This is a genomic window from Streptomyces sp. CB03234, from assembly GCF_001905885.1.
Lineage (GTDB): Bacteria > Actinomycetota > Actinomycetes > Streptomycetales > Streptomycetaceae > Streptomyces.
Genome location: NZ_LIYH01000007.1, coordinates 79812 through 99242, shown reverse-complemented (window position 1 = coordinate 99242; position 19431 = coordinate 79812). Strand labels below are relative to the sequence as shown.

The 19431-nt window shown below is 72.3% G+C and carries 19 protein-coding genes; 10 read left to right on the top strand and 9 right to left on the bottom strand.

Features of this window, described 5'->3' with window-relative positions; translation table 11 throughout:
* Positions 1–10 precede the first annotated feature (10 nt).
* From fmt to AMK26_RS28945, 6 genes are all read left to right on the top strand, one after another.
* Entirely contained in the window at positions 11–955 is a 945-nt protein-coding gene (fmt, locus tag AMK26_RS28970) for a methionyl-tRNA formyltransferase (protein WP_073758031.1), read from the top strand.
* A gap of 35 nt (positions 956–990) precedes the next feature.
* Positions 991–2412, top strand: coding sequence for an RsmB/NOP family class I SAM-dependent RNA methyltransferase (locus AMK26_RS28965; protein WP_073758029.1), 1422 nt, complete (start codon positions 991–993; stop codon positions 2410–2412).
* 92 nt (positions 2413–2504) lie between these two features.
* Positions 2505–3188, top strand: coding sequence for a ribulose-phosphate 3-epimerase (rpe, locus tag AMK26_RS28960; RefSeq protein WP_073758027.1), 684 nt, complete (start codon positions 2505–2507; stop codon positions 3186–3188).
* A gap of 85 nt (positions 3189–3273) precedes the next feature.
* Complete coding sequence (locus AMK26_RS28955) at positions 3274–4320, top strand: sugar-binding transcriptional regulator (protein ID WP_198944208.1); 1047 nt, start codon at positions 3274–3276, stop codon at positions 4318–4320.
* A 246-nt stretch (positions 4321–4566) separates the two neighbouring features.
* A complete protein-coding gene (locus AMK26_RS28950; RefSeq protein ID WP_073758023.1) occupies positions 4567–6009 on the top strand; it encodes a GuaB1 family IMP dehydrogenase-related protein in 1443 nt (480 codons plus the stop codon).
* Positions 6010–6175: 166 nt separating this feature from the next.
* Positions 6176–7027 (top strand): RNA polymerase sigma factor SigF, encoded by an 852-nt coding sequence (locus AMK26_RS28945; protein ID WP_107421069.1) that lies wholly within the window; start codon positions 6176–6178, stop codon positions 7025–7027.
* Positions 7028–7192: 165 nt separating this feature from the next.
* On the opposite strand, the gene AMK26_RS28940 is transcribed toward AMK26_RS28945, so the two are convergent.
* The 8 genes from AMK26_RS28940 to AMK26_RS38095 all read right to left on the bottom strand — a co-directional run bounded on the left by AMK26_RS28940 (position 7193) and on the right by AMK26_RS38095 (position 13488).
* Complete coding sequence (locus tag AMK26_RS28940) at positions 7193–7558, bottom strand: ATP-binding protein (protein WP_073758019.1); 366 nt, start codon at positions 7556–7558, stop codon at positions 7193–7195.
* A gap of 78 nt (positions 7559–7636) precedes the next feature.
* On the bottom strand, positions 7637–8869 hold the full coding sequence (locus AMK26_RS28935) for a PP2C family protein-serine/threonine phosphatase (protein ID WP_073758017.1): 1233 nt from the start codon (positions 8867–8869) through the stop codon (positions 7637–7639).
* Complete coding sequence (locus AMK26_RS28930; protein ID WP_073758015.1) at positions 8866–9747, bottom strand: SpoIIE family protein phosphatase; 882 nt, start codon at positions 9745–9747, stop codon at positions 8866–8868. The genes AMK26_RS28935 and AMK26_RS28930 overlap by 4 nt, the downstream gene beginning before the upstream one ends.
* Positions 9702–10106 carry an anti-sigma regulatory factor gene (locus AMK26_RS28925; protein ID WP_241838119.1) on the bottom strand — a complete coding sequence of 135 codons (405 nt, stop codon included), beginning with the start codon at positions 10104–10106 and terminating at the stop codon, positions 9702–9704. Before AMK26_RS28925 ends, AMK26_RS28930 begins: the two co-directional genes overlap by 46 nt.
* Before the next feature lie 259 nt (positions 10107–10365).
* Positions 10366–10776: an STAS domain-containing protein gene (locus AMK26_RS28920; RefSeq protein WP_073758013.1), complete on the bottom strand. Its 411-nt coding sequence runs from the start codon at positions 10774–10776 to the stop codon at positions 10366–10368.
* Positions 10773–11678, bottom strand: coding sequence for an STAS domain-containing protein (locus tag AMK26_RS28915; RefSeq protein ID WP_073758011.1), 906 nt, complete (start codon positions 11676–11678; stop codon positions 10773–10775). The genes AMK26_RS28920 and AMK26_RS28915 overlap by 4 nt, the downstream gene beginning before the upstream one ends.
* A 217-nt stretch (positions 11679–11895) precedes the next feature.
* Positions 11896–12126 carry a DUF5133 domain-containing protein gene (locus AMK26_RS28910; protein ID WP_241838118.1) on the bottom strand — a complete coding sequence of 77 codons (231 nt, stop codon included), beginning with the start codon at positions 12124–12126 and terminating at the stop codon, positions 11896–11898.
* An 87-nt stretch (positions 12127–12213) separates the two neighbouring features.
* Positions 12214–13488, bottom strand: a complete 1275-nt coding sequence (locus tag AMK26_RS38095) for a GDSL-type esterase/lipase family protein (protein ID WP_241838112.1) — start codon at positions 13486–13488, stop codon at positions 12214–12216.
* Between the two features lie 293 nt (positions 13489–13781).
* Between AMK26_RS38095 and AMK26_RS28895 the strand changes: the two genes are divergently transcribed.
* The 4 genes from AMK26_RS28895 to AMK26_RS28880 all read left to right on the top strand — a co-directional run bounded on the left by AMK26_RS28895 (position 13782) and on the right by AMK26_RS28880 (position 18633).
* Positions 13782–15245: an amino acid permease gene (locus tag AMK26_RS28895; protein WP_073758007.1), complete on the top strand. Its 1464-nt coding sequence runs from the start codon at positions 13782–13784 to the stop codon at positions 15243–15245.
* Between the two features lie 10 nt (positions 15246–15255).
* Positions 15256–15711 (top strand): Lrp/AsnC family transcriptional regulator, encoded by a 456-nt coding sequence (locus tag AMK26_RS28890; RefSeq protein WP_073758005.1) that lies wholly within the window; start codon positions 15256–15258, stop codon positions 15709–15711.
* Between the two features lie 385 nt (positions 15712–16096).
* Positions 16097–16894, top strand: a complete 798-nt coding sequence (locus tag AMK26_RS28885; protein ID WP_198944193.1) for a carbon-nitrogen hydrolase family protein — start codon at positions 16097–16099, stop codon at positions 16892–16894.
* 41 nt (positions 16895–16935) lie between these two features.
* Complete coding sequence (locus tag AMK26_RS28880; protein WP_073758003.1) at positions 16936–18633, top strand: flavin monoamine oxidase family protein; 1698 nt, start codon at positions 16936–16938, stop codon at positions 18631–18633.
* Here AMK26_RS28880 and AMK26_RS28875 read toward each other — a convergent pair.
* On the bottom strand, positions 18594–19337 hold the full coding sequence (locus tag AMK26_RS28875) for a DUF5995 family protein (RefSeq protein WP_073758001.1): 744 nt from the start codon (positions 19335–19337) through the stop codon (positions 18594–18596). The two genes, AMK26_RS28880 and AMK26_RS28875, sit on opposite strands and share 40 nt — an antisense overlap.
* Positions 19338–19431: the final 94 nt, after the last annotated feature.

The window sequence follows — 19431 nt, the reverse complement described above, 5'->3', positions numbered from 1 at the left end:
TCAGCCACTGATGAAGCTCGTCTTCGCAGGCACCCCCGAGGTCGCCGTACCCGCCCTGGACGCCCTGATCGCCTCGGACCGGCATGAGGTGGCCGCCGTCGTCACCCGGCCCGACGCCCCCGCCGGGCGGGGCCGCAGGCTCGTCGCCAGCCCCGTCGCCCAGCGCGCCGAGGAGGCCGGGATCGAGGTCCTCAAGCCGGCGAAGCCCCGGGACGAGGACTTCCTGGCCCGGCTGCGCGAGATCGCCCCCGACTGCTGCCCCGTCGTCGCGTACGGCGCCCTGCTGCCGCGCGTGGCCCTCGACGTCCCCGCCCACGGCTGGGTGAACCTGCACTTCTCCCTGCTGCCCGCCTGGCGCGGCGCCGCGCCCGTGCAGCACGCGATCATGGCCGGGGACGAGGTGACCGGCGCGTCGACCTTCCAGATCGAGGAGGGCCTGGACTCCGGCCCGGTGTACGGCGTCATCACCGAGCAGGTGCGGCCCACCGACACCAGCGGCGACCTGCTCACCCGGCTCGCCTTCGCCGGCGCGGGCCTGCTCGCCGCGACGATGGACGGCATCGAGGACGGCACCCTCAAGGCCGTACCGCAGCCCACCGAAGGCGTCACCCTCGCCCCCAAGATCACCGTCGAGGACGCGCACATCGACTGGAAGGCCCCGGCGCTGCGCGTCGACCGTGTCGTCCGCGGCTGCACCCCCGCCCCCGGCGCCTGGACCGTCTTCCGCGGCGAGCGGCTGAAAGTCATCCAGGCGGCCCTCGTCCCGGACCGTACGGATCTCGCCCCCGGGGAGCTCGCGGCGGCCAAGAACAACGTGTACGTCGGCACCGGGTCGCACGCGGTGGAGCTGCTGTGGGTCCAGCCGCAGGGCAAGAAGCCGATGCGCGGCGCCGACTGGGCGCGGGGCGTGCGGATCGCCCCCGGCGAGAAGGCCGGCGGGGCCGACGTAGGCTGAAAGGGTACGAGCCTCACCGAAAAGCGGAGCACCTTGTGAGCGAGCAGTCCCGTCGCCGTCCCCCCACGCCGTACCGCCGCCCCAAGAAGGACCCGGTGCGGATCCTGGCGTTCGAGGCGCTGCGCGCCGTCGACGAGCGGGACGCGTACGCCAACCTCGTCCTGCCGCCGCTGCTGAAGAAGGCGCGGGAGAAGGAGGGGTTCGACAACCGGGACGCGGCCCTCGCCACCGAGCTGGTGTACGGCACGCTGCGCCGCCAGGGCACGTACGACGCGATCATCGCGGCGTGCATCGACCGGCCGCTGCGCGAGGTCGACCCGCCGGTGCTCGACGTGCTCGCGCTGGGCGCGCACCAGCTGCTCGGGACGCGGATCCCCACGCACGCGGCCGTCTCGGCGAGCGTGGAGCTGGCGCGGGTGGTGCTCGGCGACGGGCGGGCCAAGTTCGTCAACGCCGTACTCCGCAAGATCGCGCAGCAGGACCTCGACGCCTGGGTGCGGCAGGTGGCCCCGCCCTACGACGAGGACGCCGAGGACCACCTGGCGGTCGTGCACTCGCACCCGCGCTGGATCGTCTCCGCGCTGTGGGACGCGCTCGGCGGCGGCCGCGCCGGGATCGAGGACCTCCTGGAGGCCGACAACGAGCGGCCCGAGGTCACGCTGGTGGCCCGCCCCGGTCGGTCCAGCACGGGCGAGCTGCTGGACGTGCTGGGCGACGAGGCCGGCCTGCCGGGCCGCTGGTCCCCCTACGCCGTACGGCTGGCCGAGGGCGGCGAGCCGGGCGCCATCGACGCCGTACGCGAGGGCAGGGCGGGCGTCCAGGACGAGGGCAGCCAGCTCGTCGCGATCGCCCTCGCCAATGCCCCGCTCGACGGCCCCGACGCGCGCTGGCTCGACGGCTGCGCGGGCCCCGGCGGCAAGGCGGCCCTCCTGGGCGCGCTGGCCGCCGAGCGCGGCGCCGCCCTGCTCGCCTCCGAGAAGCAGCCGCACCGCGCCCGGCTGGTCGACCGGGCGCTGGCCGGCAACCCCGGCCCGTACCAGGTCATCACCGCCGACGGCACCCGCCCGCCCTGGCGCCCCGGCTCCTTCGACCGCGCCCTGGTGGACGTCCCGTGCTCCGGCCTGGGCGCGCTGCGCCGCCGACCCGAGGCCCGCTGGCGCCGCCGCCCGGAGGACCTGGAGAGCTTCGGCCCGCTCCAACGCGCCCTGCTCACCGAGGCGTTGAAGGCCGTCCGGGTGGGCGGGATCGTCGGGTACGCGACCTGCTCGCCGCACCTGGCGGAGACCCGGGTCGTCGTCGACGACGTCCTCAAGAAGCACGGCGGCGCGGAGCTGATCGACGCCAGACCCCTGATGCCGGGCGTCCCGGCGCTCGGCGACGGGCCCGACGTACAGCTGTGGCCGCATCTGCACGGCACGGACGCGATGTACCTGGCGCTGCTGCGGCGGACGGCGTGATAGGCCGGGAATGCGGCAAGTGTGCCGGGTCCGGCGAAGGTCAAGCGGGCATCGGGTAAAAGAAACCCCATGGGGCATGGCAGGCTTGGCTCATGGCCCAGATCAACCCCAGCATTCTGTCCGCCGATTTCGCCCGGCTCGCCGAGGAGGCGAAGGCCGTCGACGGTGCCGACTGGCTGCACGTCGATGTCATGGACAACCACTTCGTGCCCAACCTCACCCTGGGCGTGCCCGTCGTGGAGTCGCTCGCGCGGGCGACGGACACCCCGCTGGACTGCCACCTGATGATCGAGGACCCCGACCGCTGGGCCCCGCAGTACGTGGAGGCGGGGGCCGGCTCGGTCACCTTCCACGTCGAGGCGGCCGCCGCCCCGGTCAGGCTGGCCCGCGAGATCCGGGCCAAGGGGGCGCGGGCCTCGATGGCACTGAAGCCCGCCACCCCCATCGAGCCGTACGAGGACCTGCTCCCCGAGCTGGACATGCTGCTGATCATGACCGTGGAGCCGGGCTTCGGCGGCCAGGCCTTCCTCGACATCATGCTGCCGAAGATCCGCCGCACCCGGGAGCTGATCTCCAAGCACGGCCTCCAGCTGTGGCTCCAGGTCGACGGCGGTGTCTCGGCGTCCACGATCGAGCGGTGCGCGGAGGCGGGCGCCGACGTCTTCGTCGCCGGCTCCGCCGTGTACGGAGCGGAGGACCCGGCCGCCGCGGTGCGGGCCCTGCGCGAACAGGCCACCGCGGCGACCGCCACGGCCGCCTGGGCGTGCGGCCACTGAGCCACGGGTGAACCACGGGCAGATGAACGCAGCCCAACAGGACCGATCAAGGACCGCCACATCTGCGAGGATGGCGATCCGAAGTGTGAACAGCAGTGAGGAGATCGCGGTGTCTGCTATGTCGGCGGGACGGCCAGCCCTGCGGATGGGACCCGCGGAGCTCGTGCAGGCGGCGGCCATGGCCCGTCGCTTCTATCTCGAGGGCAAGTCCAAGATCCAGATCGCGGAGGAGTTCGGCGTCAGCCGCTTCAAGGTCGCGCGGGTCCTGGAAACCGCTCTGGAGCGTGACCTCGTACGCATCGAGATCCGCGTACCCGCCGAGCTCGACGCCGAGCGCTCCGACGCGCTCCGCGCCCGCTACGGGCTGCGTCACGCCGTCGTCGTCGAGTCCCCGCCGGAGGGCGAGGACGCCTCGCCCGACCCCGAGAACCTGGGCGAGGTCGCGGCCGACCTGCTCGGCGAGCTCGTGGCCGAGGGGGACGTCCTGGGCCTGGCGTGGGGCCGCTCCACCATCCACATGGCGGCCGCCCTCGACCGGCTGCCGCCCTGCACGGTCGTCCAGCTCACGGGCGTCTACGACGCGGGCACGGCCGAGCGCGGCTCGGTGGAGGCGGTACGGCGTGCCGCCCAGGTCTCCGGGGGCGAGGCGCACCCCATCTACGCGCCGATGCTGTTGCCCGACCCGGCGACGGCGGCGGCGCTGCGCAGCCAGACCGGGATCGCCCGCGCCTTCGAGTACTTCGACAAGGTGACGGTCGCGGCGGTGTCCATCGGCTCCTGGGAGCCGGGCATCTCCACCGTCCACGACATGCTCACGGACGAGGAGCGGGCGCACTACGCCTCGCTGGGCGTCGCGGCCGAGATGTCGGCCCACCTGTTCGACGCGAACGGCCGCCGGGTGGGGCGCGACCTCGGCGAGCGGTGCATCACGGTCGAGGCCGACCGGCTGCGGCGTATCCCCGAGGTCGTGGCCATCGCGGGCGGCGCGCGCAAGGCGGCGGCGATCGGTGCGGTGCTGCGGTCGGGGCTCGTCACGAGCCTGGTCACGGACACCATGGCGGCGGACTACCTCCTCACCGAGTTCACCCCGGGCCCCCGCCCGGCCCTGGACCGCGCGGACCCGGACGAGTAACCGGCCCCCGCCCAATCCACCGCCGAAGGGGTTCAGTGCCTCGGCCACGGCCCGGTGCCGGGGCGCACGGAGGGTCGCGGCGTGGCCCCAGGGCTTGGTTGGAGGAATCTACGAGTGAGTCCTCCGCGGCCTGTGCGTTTCGCCTGGGGCGTACGTGTGTGCGGGCATGGGACAATGAAGTACGTGCGTTTTCCCCCCGGCTGAAATGCCCGGGGGCCAACTCCGAACGACTGGGATGTTCAGCACGTGCGTTTCCTCAATGACCTGAAGCCGCCGTACGACCTCACGTACGACGACGTATTCATGGTGCCTAGCCGCTCGGCCGTGGGCTCCCGCCAGGGCGTCGACCTGTCCTCCCCCGACGGCACCGGGACCACCATCCCGCTCGTCGTGGCGAACATGACCGCCATCGCGGGCCGCCGGATGGCCGAGACCGTCGCCCGGCGCGGTGGCCTCGTCGTCATCCCGCAGGACATCCCGATCGAGGTCGTCACCGACGTCATCACCTGGGTCAAGAGCCGTCATCACGTGCTCGACACCCCGATCGTGCTCGACCCCCACCAGACCGTCGCCGACGCGCTGTCGCTGCTGCCCAAGCGCGCGCACAACGCGGGCGTCGTCGTCGACGCCGACCAGCGGCCGGTCGGTGTCGTCACCGACGCGGACCTGAACGGGGTGGACCGCTTCACGCAGCTGTCCGAGGTCATGTCCACGGACCTGCTGCTCCTCGACGCGGACATGGACCCGCGCGAGGCGTTCAACACCCTCGACCACCACAACCGCCGGTACGCGCCCGCCGTGGACGCCGACGGCCGCCTCGCCGGCATCCTGACCCGCAAGGGCGCCCTGCGCGCGACCCTCTACTCCCCGGCCGTCGACGCCAATGGCAAGCTGCGCATCGCCGCCGCCGTCGGCATCAACGGCGACGTGGCGGGCAAGGCCAAGCAGCTGCTGGACGCGGGCGTCGACACGCTCGTCATCGACACCGCGCACGGCCACCAGGAGTCGATGATCGCCGCGATCAAGACCGTCCGGGGCCTGGACCCGCACGTGCCGATCGTCGCCGGCAACATCGTCGCCGCCGAGGGCGTACGCGACCTCGTCGAGGCCGGCGCGGACATCATCAAGGTCGGTGTGGGCCCCGGCGCCATGTGCACCACCCGCATGATGACCGGTGTGGGCCGCCCGCAGTTCTCCGCCGTCCTGGAGTGCGCCGCCGAGGCGAAGAAGTACGGCAAACACGTCTGGGCCGACGGCGGTGTCCGTCACCCGCGCGACGTCGCCATGGCGCTCGCCGCCGGCGCGTCCAACGTGATGATCGGCTCGTGGTTCGCCGGTACGTACGAGTCCCCGGGCGACCTCCAGCAGGACGCCAACGGCCGGCTCTACAAGGAGTCGTTCGGCATGGCCTCCGCGCGCGCCGTCCGCAACCGTACGAGCGAGGAGTCCGCGTACGACCGGGCCCGCAAGGCGATCTTCGAGGAGGGCATCTCGCACTCGCGGATGTTCCTCGACCCGGCCCGCCCGGGCGTGGAGGACCTGATCGACTCGATCATCGCGGGCGTCCGTTCGTCCTGCACGTACGCCGGTGCGGGCTCCCTGGAGGAGTTCGCCGAGAAGGCCATCGTCGGCATCCAGAGCGCCGCCGGTTACGCCGAGGGCAAGCCGCTGCACGCCAGCTGGAGCTGACGCCTCGTCAGGCCAAGGCCGCCGAAGGGGCCGTTTTCCCGCCGTGCGCGGGAAGCGGTCCCTCCGCATTTTTCAAGCCAGTCCGCGTTCCCACGCGTGCTCCGGGACGAGACGGGTACACGCGCCCTTGCGAACGTACGGAAATGAAAGGGAGGGTGCAGTGTCCATGGCGACCACGATCTCGACCGGTACCACCCCGCAGACGACGGCTGATCTGCCGGAGGTCCGGAACCCCGGCGAGGTGGCTCCGAAGGACGCGAAGGAGCTCTCGAAGCAGTTCTTCGACCGGCTGGCTGTGCTCGAGGAGGGGACTGCGGAATACCAGTACGTACGCAACACCCTCATCGAACTCAACCTCTCCCTCGTCAAGTACGCGGCCACGCGCTTCCGCAATCGGTCCGACCAGATGGAGGACATCATCCAGGTCGGCACCATCGGCCTGATCAAGGCGATCGACCGGTTCGACCTGAGCCGCGAGGTCGAGTTCACGACCTTCGCGATGCCGTGCGTGATCGGCGAGATCAAGCGCTTCTTCCGCGACACGAGCTGGTCGGTGCACGTGCCCCGGCGGCTCCAGGAGCTGCGCATCGACATCGCCCGCGCGACCGACGAACTCTTCCAGCGCCTGGACCGCTCCCCGACCCCCGCCGAACTCGCCGAACACCTCGGCATGGAGGAGGACGAGATCGTCGAAGGGCTCGTCGCCGCGAACGGGTACACCGCCGGCTCCATCGACCTGCCGCTCGACGACAGCGGCGGCGACAGCTCCTCCGAGACCCTCGTGGACCGGCTGGGCGAACCGGACCGCGAGCTGGAGATCGTCGAGAACGTCCAGGCGCTGAAGCCGCTCATCGAGGAGTTCGACGAGCGCGACCGGCGCATTCTGCAGATGCGGTACGTGGACGAGATGACCCAGTCCGAGATCGGTGCGGAGCTGGGCGTGTCCCAGATGCACGTGTCCCGGCTGCTGTCACGGATCACCGCGCGGCTGAGGGAAGGCCTACTGGCGGTGGAGTGAGCCCGCCGCCCGGCGCAAGCCGACTGCTCGAAGCGACGCCCGGGGCTCACCGCCCCGGGCGTCGCGCGGACCGGGCGCGCGGACCGGGGGCCGGGGCAACCGCCGCGCGTCGGCGGCTACGGGGCGTCGGTGGCTACGGGGCGGGCCGCTGCCGGCGGACGCGTCTCAGGCTGCTTCCGGTCGGCGTGACCAGGACGCTCGTACCGTCTTGCCCGTCCCGGTCCGGTGGACCTCCACGCGGCCCGCGAGGCTCAGGACCATGGGCCAGCCGAAGCCGCCGCCACCGCCCGTGAAGTCAGGGGTGCGCGCCTCGGGGAGGGCCGGGCTGGAGTCGTCCAGCTCCACCGTCAGCTCCCCGCGCTCGGCGCGCAGCCGCAGCCGCCACCAGCCGTCGGTGTGGCGCAGGGCGTTGGCCGTCAGCTCGGTGACGACCACCTGGACGGCGTCCAGGTCCGCCCACGGGCAGTGCTCGGCCACGAAGCGGGCGGCCGTGTCACGGGCCGAGGCGCAGTCGGCGTACGGCGAAATCATGACAACCACGAGCGGCTCCTTCAGTCATCACCGCTCGCATACCCAGCCCTCGTGCATTAACCATCGATGTGGCGAGGATCAGCCGCGGACCCGGCGTACGGTCAGGGCCACGGTGTCGTCCGGGTGGAGGATGACCGTGTGCATGTCGTCCGCGATGGCCGCCGGGATCTCCTCTATCGGACGGTGCCGGTGCCGGCGTGCCGCACGCGCCAGCCGCTGTTCGCCCTCGCGCGGGTCGCGGCGGCTCTCGGTCAGCCCGTCCGTGTAGAGCACCAGCAGATCGCCGGGGCCGAGGCGGTCGCGCAGCAGCCGCTCGCTGCCGGGCAGCGGGAAGCCGATGCCCCGGCCGCGCACCTCCAGCAGGCACGATTCCCCGTCCTCCCGTACGAGGAGGGCGGGCGGGTGGCTGCCGTTCGCCAGGACCAGCTCTCCGCTGTCCGGGTCGAGCCGGACGAGCTGCACGGTGGCCATCAGCTCGTGGTCGAAGGTCGCCAGCACCTCGTCCGTGCGGGCGACGATCGACTCCAGCGGATGGCCCTCCAGAGCGAGGGTGCGTACGGCGTGGGTGACGTTGAGCGCGCTGCGCGTACTGGTCAGCCCGTGCCCGAGCGCGTCGACCACCGTGATGTGCACGGTGCCGTCCGGCAGGACGAACCAGTCGTACAGGTCGCCGCCCGTCGGGGCGTGCTTCTCCGCCGGCTCGTAGTGGACGGCCATCTCCAGGCCCGGGACCCGGACCGGCGGCGGGCGCAGGGCGTCCTCCAGTTGGCGCAGTATCCGGCCGTGGGCCTGGCGCAGCTGCTCGTCGCGCTCCTCCAGCTGTACGTAGAGGGCCAGCACGCCGCTGTTCGTCTCGGCCAGCTCGTGCTTGAGCCGCTGGTGGTCCTCGGAGAGCGCGTCCATCCGGTCGACCGCCGCGCTCAGTTCCTCCTCCAGCAGCTCCACCAGGCCGGGCGGATCGTCCCCGCCCGCGTCCGTGGCGGGCGGGACGGGCGCGGGCACCCGCCACACGGCGGCCGTGCCGGGCAGCCGCTCCGCCGGCAGCGGGAGCCCTTCGAGGGACGGCCGGCGCGGCGCGTGCGGGAGGTGGAGCCGTACGGTCAGCCGGCCGTCCGCCCCGCCGGCCGGCTGCGGCGGCACCGTCTCCAGCAGAACCGGCCGGCCGGCGGCGAGCTCGGCGCGGGCCACCCGGGTCGCCGACAGCGCGAGCCGGTAGCGCAGTTCGACGGGCAGGCCCGCCCGGTGGGCCAGGCGACGCAGGGCGCTGCGCAGTCCGGCGAGCGAGTGCAGGGTCGTGATCTGCGGTTTCATGGCTCTCTCCGCACCGGACCGAGGGCGAGGACGGTGGCGTCGTCCCGGCTGCGCCGGTGTTCGTGGGCGAGGGCTCCGGCGAGCAGCGGCGCGGGCAGCCCGGTCAGGAACGGGGTCAGGGTGTGCGTCCAGCGGGCGTCGATGCCGTCGCTGTGGAGCAGGGCGACGGCGTCCGGCTCGGCGGGTACGCGCTGCACCCGCGGCTCGGGCATGTTCCAGCCGACGACACCCGGCTGGCCGCCGAAGCGCTGCCGGACGCCGTCGTGCGCCAGCAGCAGGGTGCGCACATTGCCCACCGAGCACTGCTCGATGCCGTCGGCCGACAGCCGCAGCAGCCCGACCGCCGCGCCCCGGCTGCGGCGCAGCGCGCGGTGCATCGCGCGCAGCAGCTGGGGCAGTGGCTGAGCGGGGTCGCGGTGGAACGCGCGCACGGCCAGCTCGGCCGCCTCGGACGCGGGCCCGCCGTGACCGAGCCCGTCCACGACGAGGGCGGTGCGTACGTCCCCGGTGACGGCGAGGCCCCAGGAGTCCCCGCAGGCGCTCTCCCCGTCGGCGGGGACGCGTACCGCGCCGACGCCCGGCGTCCCCTCGCCGGGGCTGTCTCCCGGTGTGCCCAGGCGGGCGGAGACGACGGTGCCCGCGCCCTCCTTCGTACGTACGGTGAACTCGTCCGCGATGCGGCGTACCGCGCCGAGGCCGGAGCCCAGCGTGCTGCTGGTGGTGTACCCGTCGGTGAGGCACCGCTCCAGGTCGGCCATGCCCGGTCCCCGGTCCACGGCGAGGATCTCCACGCCGGTGCGCAGCGGCAGCGGCTGGATGTAGAGCGAGCCGTTCAGGGCGTACTTGGCGACGTTGCCGGCCAGTTCGCTGGCCAGCACGGCGGCCTGGTCGGGCAGGGCGCCACGGTGGTGCCCTGGCCGGGTGCGCTGTGGACCTGGAACTCGTGCATCAGCCGCCGGGCTCCGCCCAGTCCGTGGCCGAGCCCCGTGCCGGTGGTGTACCCGTCGGTGAGGGCCTCCTCCACGTCGGGGATGCCGGGGCCGTCGTCCCGGACGGTGAGCCGCAGCCCCTTGCGCCCGGACCGGGTCAGTATCCGGATCTCCAGGGCGCCGCCTCCGCCGTGGACGTAGGCGTTGCGGGCGAGTTCACTGGCGGCGGTCACGATCCTGGTCTGGTCGACGAGCCCGAAGCCGGCTTCCACGGTGGCGGCCCGTACGGCATGACGTACCGTCAGCAGGTCCTCCTCCGAGGCGACGGCGTAGCGGGAGCCGCCGCCGTGGCCGTCGGGGTGCCTTTCGGGGTCCCCGTACGCGTCGCCGGACGTGCCGGACCGGACGCCGGACCGGCCGGACGTGCTCAATGTGCTCGATGCGCCCGTCGTGCCCGTCGTGCCCGTCGTGCCCGTTGTGCCGGAGGAGGCGGGCACGCCGTAGGGGCCGCCGCCGGTCGCGGGGGAGCGCTGGGCGATGAGCTCGGAGCCCGGCGTCGCCACCCGTTCACCGTGGAGCGTCACGTCGGACCTCCCCCGCGGGTTGGGGCATGCGGTGCCAGCCGAGCGCGGTCAGGCCCTGCTCCGCGTTGAGGGCGGTTTCCACGCCGGTCAGCTGCAGCCCCAGCTCGACCAGGGTGATGGCGACCGCCGGCCGCATCCCGGCCACGATCACCCGGGCTCCGAGGAGGCGGGCCATGGTGGTCAGCTCCATCAGCGTGCGCGCCACGAACGAGTCGATGATCTCCAGCCGGGAGATGTCGATCAGGACGCCCCGGGCGCCGTCACCGGCGATCCGCTCGGTGAGCTCGTCGGTGAAGGCCACGGCCGACTGGTCGTCCAGCTCGTTGAGCAGCCCGGTGATCAGTACGTCGCCGAGCCGCAGGATGGGAACGCCGGTGGCGCGAGGGGCCGTCACGCGGTCACCGGCCGAGCGGTCACCGGCCGAGCCGCGCCGGCGTCCTGGCCGACGGCGGGCTGGTCGGTCAGCTGGATGGCGGCCGCCAGGGCGTCCGCCAGCGTCGCCCGGGTCAGGATGGTCGACAGGTCGATGCCCAGCTGCGCGATGGTCTGGGCGATGGGCGGCCGGATCCCGCTGATGACGCAGTCGGCGCCCATCAGCCGTACCGCGTTGACGGTGTGCATCAGATGCTGGGCGACCGCGGTGTCGACGGCAGGCACGCCGGTGATGTCGATGATGGCGACCTGTGCCTCATTGTCCTGGATCGCCTGCAACAGGCTCTCCATGACCACCTGCGTACGCGCGGTGTCCAGCGTGCCGATCAGCGGTACGGCCAGGACGTGCCGCCACAACCGGACCACGGGCGTGGAGACTTCGAGCAGCTGACGGCTCTGCCGCTGGATGATCTCCTCGCGCCCCTCCACGTACGTCTCGAACGAGAGCACCCCGGCCGCGTCCAGCAACCGGTTGACCAGGATGGCGGCGGAGAACAGCTCCGCCGAGTCGCGGGTGGTGTGCTGTACGGCGGACAGCAGCGCCTCCTTGAGCGACAGCACGGCCATCGACGTGGCGGTCGGCGAGGCGCCCGCCCGCGCGCGGCGCAGCGACAGCTCTATCACCGTCTGCCGCAGTTCGTTGCGGGACGCCACCAGCCGTTCCACCGGCACGTCGCTGGCCAGGCCCGCGGCGAGGGCGGAGATCAGCAGGTCGGCTTCCTCGCGCACCTCGTGCTCACTCATGTCGGTACTGAGCACCGCCTGCTCCAGCTGGAGCCGGACCCACCGGTCCGCGATCTCCTCCTCGCGCTCCCGCAGGGCCTCGCAGAGGCGGTCCCGCACGCTCGATTCGCTGGTGTTCACAAGCACCTCTCGCAATCGGAAACTGGACGGGCGGGTTTCCGAGGCAAGGCGCCGGAAACATCGTCGAGTTGACCGCCCGGCCGGTTTCTCATGTTCAACGGCGGTTGGATCGTAATGGCCGCACGGGACCGGGAAGAAACGTGACTCCACGGTATGCCGCCGTGCGGACGCCGAGGGCGGCGACCGGAGAGTGCCGGTCGCCGCCCTCCCCGTCCGCTTATGCCGAGGCCGACGCCGCCGAAACGGCCGCCGGTTCTCCGGCGGCCGCGATGGCGTGTCTGGCCACCCGCAACGCGTCGCGTATGTCACGCGTACCGGTGGACACGCAGAGGGTGTAGGCGGTGTCCTCCCGTTGACGCACGATCTTCGGGTCCACCGATTCCGCACCGTGCGCGGCCAGTTCCTCATACCTGGCCACGAGCTTGCGCAGCATCGACGGGTGCGCCATCAGCACGACAGAACCTCCTTCGGAACTCGGAACGATGTCACCGACCGAGGCGCCCCTACCCCGCCTTCGCCAGGACATTCCTCCCCGTCAGGTCGAGGTCGCCGGCCGAGCGAGGGGCGACGGCGCGTCGCGTACGGCTGCCGCGACCGCCGCCACGACCGCCGCCGCGACCCGCGCGTGGCCCGCGTCGTCCGGGTGCAGGCCGTCCGCGAGATGCCCCGGCCCGAGCAGGTCCCGGCCGGGCAGCAGCGACAGCCGTGCGTCACCGGCCGCGATCAGGTCCCGGGCGGCCTCCTCCATGGCCGTCCGCAGCTCGGCGAGCGTCGCGCCCAGGTCGTTGGCCGTGGCCTCCGCCTCCGGGCGCAGCAGGGGAGACACCAGCAGCAGGGGCGTGTCCGGATGGCCCTGGCGCACGAGGGTGATGAAGGCCCGTGTCGTCTCGTAGAGCAGTGGCGCGGTGTGCGGGACGCCGGACCAGCAGTTCGTGCCGAAGGCGAGGGTGAGCAGGTCGGCGGGGAGGGCGGCAAGCTGCTGTGCGATGGCGAGCTCGCCCCGCGCCGAGCCCGCGTAGCCGAGGTTGACCGTGTCCAGCCCGAGGGCCCGTCCCGCGACGGCCGGCCAGGAGTGGGCGGGTCGGGTGGACCACCAGCCCTCCGTGATGGAGTCGCCGTGCACCAGCCAGCGAGGTCGCGGGGGAGCGGGGAAGAGGGTGCCGCCGACGCCCCGCAGCCCGAGGACCACGGGCGCCTGGCTCTCCGGCGGATGCACGCTGAACGGCCCACCGAACCCCCCACCCGCCGTGCCCGCCTCCGTGCCCGTCGGGCTCGGAGCAGCGCCGGCGGGGGCGACGGCTGGGCCCGTGCCCATGCCCGGACCCGCGACCCCGGCCGCGCCTGCCGTGCCGCCGGTCGCCCCCGCGCCCGTCGCCGGGACCATGCCGGCGACCGCACGCGCCTCCGCACGCGCCTCACGCGACCCCGCACGCGCCTCCGCCCCCGCCCACCGGTGTGCCCGCGCACCCCACCGCCCGCCTCCCGGCAGCGGGAGGGTGATGATCGTCTCCTCGGCGGGGTGGGTGAACGCCTCGTGGACGCAGCGGTCGCCCGCCCACAGGGCGAAGCAGTGAGCCAGCTCACGCAGTGGCTCGGTCCCGTCCGGGACGGCGGCGCGGTAGCGGATCTGCACGGCGCGGGTGCCCGGTGACGCCGTGAACTCCAGCCGTACGCCGATCGGCAGCGCGGCCCGCTCGGCGGTGTCCCACGGCAGCCGGGCCAGGTCCGCCGGGTCCGCGCGCACGGCGCGGCCGTGGGCGTCGAGCCAGGCCGTACCGCGCAGAAAAGGCACCGGGTCCTGCCAGGTCATACGGGTCTCCTCCGGTCGGTGAAAAAGCTGCTCGGGGCCCCCAATGTGTCGATTCGTGCGGCGGGGCGCAATGTTTCCCCGTCTGTGCCCCAAGAGCGCAATGATCATTCGCGGATGCGCAACAACCCTGCATTACGAGCGCGAAGCGCGACCTTTAGGCTCGTGCCCCGTACCAGGAGTGGCGGTGACCGCCTGCTCGGCGGTTTCACCTTCCCCCGTGGGCTGTCCCCGACGCCCACGAGCCGCCGCAGGTCGCCCTCCGTCCGACCCGCAGCGATGAAGGAGCCCCCGCAGTGCTGGACCAAGGCACAGCCCCTCCCGCCACCGAACCGTCCGCGCCCAAGGCGTCCGGGCTCTCCGCTCTCACCCGGCGTAAGCCGGTAGATGTGCTGGTCGCAGAGGGTGGGCAGGGTGAGGGCGGTTCGCTCCGCCGCTCGCTCTCCATGTGGCAGCTGACCATGATCAGCATCGGCGCCACGCTCGGCACGGGCATTTTCGTCGTCCTCGGCGAAGCCGTCCCGCTGGCCGGCCCGGCCGTCACGCTCGCCTTCGTCTTCGCCGGACTGACGGCGCTCTTCTCGGCCCTCTCCTACGCCGAGCTGGCCGGCACCATCCCCGTCGCCGGCTCCTCGTACTCGTACGCGTACGCAACGATGGGTGAACTCGTCGCCTGGGTGTGCGGCTGGTGTCTGCTCCTGGAGTACGGCGTGTCCGTCGCCGCCGTGGCGGTCGGCTGGGGCGACTACCTCAACGAGCTCCTCGACGGCACCATCGGGGTGACCCTCCCCGAGGCGCTCAGCGCGCCCCCCGGCGACGGCGGCATATTCAACCTGCCCGCCCTCATCGTCGTCGTGCTGGCGATGGTCTTCCTGCTCGGCGGAGCCAAGGAGTCGGCCCGCGCCAACACGATCATGGTGGGCGTCAAGATCGCCGCGCTCGTGCTGTTCTGCGCCGTGGGCTTCATGGGCTTCAAGTCCGGCAACTACGCGGACTTCATGCCGCTCGGCGTCGGCAGCATCGGCGCCGCGGGCGCCATCCTGTTCTTCTCGTACATCGGCTTCGACGCCGCCTCCACCGCCGGTGAGGAGGCCAAGAACCCCAAGAAGGACCTGCCGCGGGCGATCATGCTCTCGCTGGTCATCGTCACCGCGCTGTACGTGCTGGTCGCGGCCGTCGCCGTGGGCGCCTGGGACTGGAAGAAGTTCGAGGGCTCGGAGGCGTCGCTCGCCGCGATCATGAACGATGTCACCGGCCAGAGCTTCTGGGGCACCCTCCTCGCCGCCGGCGCGGTCATCTCCATCGCCAGCGTCGTCCTCACCGTGCTCTACGGCCAGACCCGCATCCTCTTCGCGATGTCCCGCGACGGCCTGGTCCCCAAGGTGTTCCGCAAGGTGAACCCCAAGACGGGCACGCCGCGCGCCAACACCGTGATCGTGTCGCTGTTCTGCGGTGTCCTCGCCGCGGCCGTCCCGCTCGGCGAGCTGGTCAACGCCACCAGCATCGGCACGCTCTTCGCCTTCGCCCTGGTCAACGTCGCGGTCGTGGTGCTGCGGTTCACCAAGCCGGACATGGAGCGCAGCTTCAAGGTGCCGTTCGGCCCGGTGTTCGCGGTGCTGGGCTTCCTCTGCTGCGGCTACAGCATGTACAAGCTCGACACCGTCACCTGGGTCTACTTCGGTGTCTGGATGGCCGTGGGTCTCGTGGTCTACTTCCTGTACGGCATGAGCCGCTCCCGACTGGCCACAGCAGAGAAGTGACCCACCCGTAGTGCGACTGAACGATCTCGACGAACGCATCGTCCACGCCCTCGCCGAGGACGCCCGCCGTTCCTACGCCGACATCGGCTCGCTCGTCGGTCTGTCCGCGCCCGCCGTCAAGCGGCGCGTGGACCGGCTGCGGGCGGAGGGCGCCATCACCGGGTTCACCGTCCGGGTGGACCCGGCGGCGCTCGGCTGGGAGACCGAGGGCTTCATCGAGATCTACGCACGCGGCAACACGTCGCCCGAGACCATCCAGCGTGGCCTCGAGCGGTACCCGGAAGTCGCGTCCGCGTCCACCGTCACCGGTGACGCGGACGCGATCGTCCAGGTCTTCGCCTCCGACATGCGCCACTTCGAGCGCGTGCTGGAGCGGATCGCGGGCGAGCCGTTCGTGGAGCGCACCAAGTCGGTGCTGGTGCTCTCGCCGCTGCTGCGGCGCTTCTCGTCCGGCTCGCCGGCCTAGCCGGCCCTTCGGGTACTTCCGGCTGCCACGGCGGGACCCGGTACCCGCCGGCGCCCGGCCCGGCCCGGCCCCGCAGCGACGGCTGAGCCCGCCGCCCCCGCGGTGAACAGCAGGGCCGTGCCGGCGCCCACCACTGTTCCGCCCGGCCCCTCCCGCAACCTCGCACCGCGGCGCGTCCACCCTCCCGCGGGTGATGTGGAGGCCCGTACGGCCCCGGAGGCAGGGCCGCGCAACGAATCGCCGCCAAGAGGGTTCTTCGCGCAACGGATCACTCGTCGGTCCGCAACGGTCACGCCTTGTCCCGGAAGAACACCGGACCGTACCGTTTTGAACGTCTTCTCGACGCCTTCCCCGCCCCGTCACGCACCCCGACAGAGGTCTGCCGATGCCGCCGATGCGCACCGCCCTGCTCCAAAGCTCCGGACAGCCCGGTGACGTCGCCGCCAACCTCAAGGTCCTCGACGAGGCCGCCGCCCGCGCCGCCGCCACCGGCGCCGGCCTGCTGGTCGCCCCCGAGATGTTCCTGACCGGGTACGCGATCGGGGACGACGTCGCCCGGCTCGCCGAGCCCGCGGACGGTGACTGCGCCGACGCCGTCGCCGACATCGCCGTACGCCACGGCCTCGGCATCGCGTACGGCTACCCGGAGCGCGACGGTGAAACCGTCTACAACGCGGCCCAGCTCATCGGCCCCGACGGCGCCCGGCTCGCCAACTACCGCAAGACCCACCTCTACGGCGGCTTCGAGACCGACTCGTTCACCCCCGGCGACCAGCCGGTCGTCCAGGCCGAGCTCGGCGGGCTGCGCGTGGGCCTGATGATCTGCTACGACGTCGAATTCCCCGAGAACGTCCGGGCGCACGCCCTGGCCGGCACCCAGCTCCTGCTGGTGCCCACCGCGCTGATGCACCCCGCCGAGGTCGTCGCCGAGTCCGTCGTACCGGTGCGCGCCTTCGAGAACCAGATCTACGTCGCCTACGCCAACCGCACCGGGCAGGAGGGCGACTTCGAGTTCGTCGGCCTGTCCGCCCTGGCCGGCCCCGACGGCACCGCCCGCGCCCGCGCCGGACGCGGCGAGGAACTGGTCGTCGGCGACGCCGACCCGGAGCTGCTGACCGCCTCGCGCGAGGCGAACCCGTACCTGCGCGATCGCCGCCCCGGCCTCTACACCTCCCTGACCTGAGCCTCCCCTCACCAGCTTTCCCCGCAAGGAGTCCGTACCCCATGACGTCCACGGTGCCCACCGCCGTCCAGCACACCGACGCGCAGCCGCCGATCACCATGTTCGGACCGGACTTCCCGTACGCCTACGACGACTACCTGGCCCACCCGGCCGGGCTCGGCCAGATACCCGCGACCGAGCAAGGCACCGAGGTCGCCGTCATCGGTGGCGGGCTGTCGGGCATCGTCGCCGCGTACGAGCTGATGAAGATGGGCCTCAAGCCCGTCGTGTACGAGGCCGACCAGATCGGCGGCCGGCTGCGGACCGTCGGCTTCGAGGGCACGGGTACGGAGGGCCTGACCGCCGAGATGGGAGCCATGCGCTTCCCGCCCTCCTCGACCGCGCTCCAGCACTACATCGACCTCGTGGGCCTGGAGACCCGGCCGTTCCCGAACCCGCTGGCCGAGGCCACCCCGTCGACCGTCGTCGACCTGAAGGGCGAGTCGCACTACGCGGAGACGATCGACGACCTGCCGCAGGTCTACCGCGACGTCGCCAAGGCGTGGAACGAGTGCCTGGAGGAGGGCGCGGACTTCTCCGACATGAACCGCGCCATGCGCGAGCGTGACGTCCCGCGCATCCGCGAGATCTGGGCCAAGCTCGTCGAGAAGCTCGACAACCAGACCTTCTACGGCTTCCTGTGCGAGTCCGAGGCGTTCAAGTCCTTCCGGCACCGCGAGATCTTCGGCCAGGTCGGCTTCGGCACCGGCGGCTGGGACACCGACTTCCCCAACTCCATCCTGGAGATCCTCCGCGTCGTCTACACCGAGGCCGACGACCACCACCGCGGCATCGTCGGCGGCTCCCAGCAGCTGCCGCTGCGCCTGTGGGAGCGGGAGCCGGAGAAGATCGTCCACTGGCCGCTCGGTACGTCGCTGAAGTCGCTGCACGAGGGCGGCGAGCCCAAGCCCGCCGTGACCCGCCTGCACCGCACCGCCGGCAACCGCATCACCGTCACCGACGCGAACGGCGACATCCGTACGTACCAGGCGGCGATCTTCACCGCGCAGTCGTGGATGCTGCTGTCCAAGATCGCGTGTGACGACTCGCTGTTCCCCATCGACCACTGGACGGCGATGGAGCGCACCCACTACATGGAGTCGTCCAAGCTGTTCGTCCCGGTCGACCGGCCCTTCTGGCTGGACAAGGACGAGGAGACCGGCCGTGACGTCATGTCGATGACGCTCACCGACCGGATGACCCGCGGCACGTACCTGCTGGACGACGGCCCGGACAAGCCGGCCGTCATCTGCCTGTCGTACACGTGGTGCGACGACAGCCTGAAGTGGCTGCCGCTGTCGGCGAACGAGCGTATGGAGGTCATGCTCAAGTCGCTCGGCGAGATCTACCCGAAGGTCGACATCCGCAAGCACATCATCGGCAACCCGGTGACCGTGTCCTGGGAGAACGAGCCCTACTTCATGGGCGCGTTCAAGGCCAACCTGCCGGGCCACTACCGCTACCAGCGGCGCCTGTTCACCCACTTCATGCAGGACCGGCTGCCCGAGGACAAGCGGGGCATCTTCCTCGCGGGTGACGACATCTCCTGGACGGCGGGCTGGGCCGAGGGCGCCGTCCAGACCGCGCTGAACGCGGTGTGGGGCGTCATGCACCACTTCGGCGGCGGCACGGACGCGACGAACCCCGGCCCGGGTGACGTCTACGACGAGATCGCCCCGGTGGAACTCCCGGAGGACTGACCCACCAGCGGGGTGAGCAGCATCCGGCCCACCAGGCCCACGGAGCGGTCGAGGCGTTCGGTGAACTCCTCGGCCAGCTCCGGGAGCAGGTTCCCCAGCCGGTGCAGCTGCCACAGTGAGCGGGCCGCGAGCCACGCCCCGTCCCGGGCCCGCTCCAGGCTCCAGCAGCCCAGCAGATGCGTCAGCGGGTCGGCGATCTCCAGCAGGTCCGGCCCCGGCATCAGCTCCTCGCGGACGCGCTCCTCCAGCAGCGTGAGGATGTCGCCCACCCGGTCGAACTCCCCCTCCAGGTCGGCCGGTTCGCAGCCGAGCGTACGACAGGTGTCCACCACCGCCAGCGCCAGGTCGTGCCCGATGTGCGCGTTGACACCGGCCAGGGCGAACTGCAGCGGCCGTACGCCGGGATGGCGCCGGTACTGGAACAGCGGCCGCCAGCACGCCGGCGGGCGCCCGCCCGCGGCGACCGCGTCGACCGCCGCGAGGTAGCGCTCCGCGAACCGGACGTCCAGCGTGGCGGCCGCCCGCCGGTCGGCGAACTCGCCCGCGTCGATGCGCCGGTCGATCTCCTCCGTGACGGTGAGGTAGATCCGGTTGAAGACCGCCACCCCGTCCGTCGCCGGCCACAGCGACCGGAACGCGCGCATCCGCGCCACGACCGGGTCGACCGCCGACGGGGCCGACGGGAACTGCTCGATCTGCGCCATGGGGGCAGCGTTCCAGTAGACGGGCTCCCGGTGGCGTCATCGCGCCGGGCTTCCCCGAAACGGGGGAACGATCCGCCCGGGTGAGCGCCCTGTA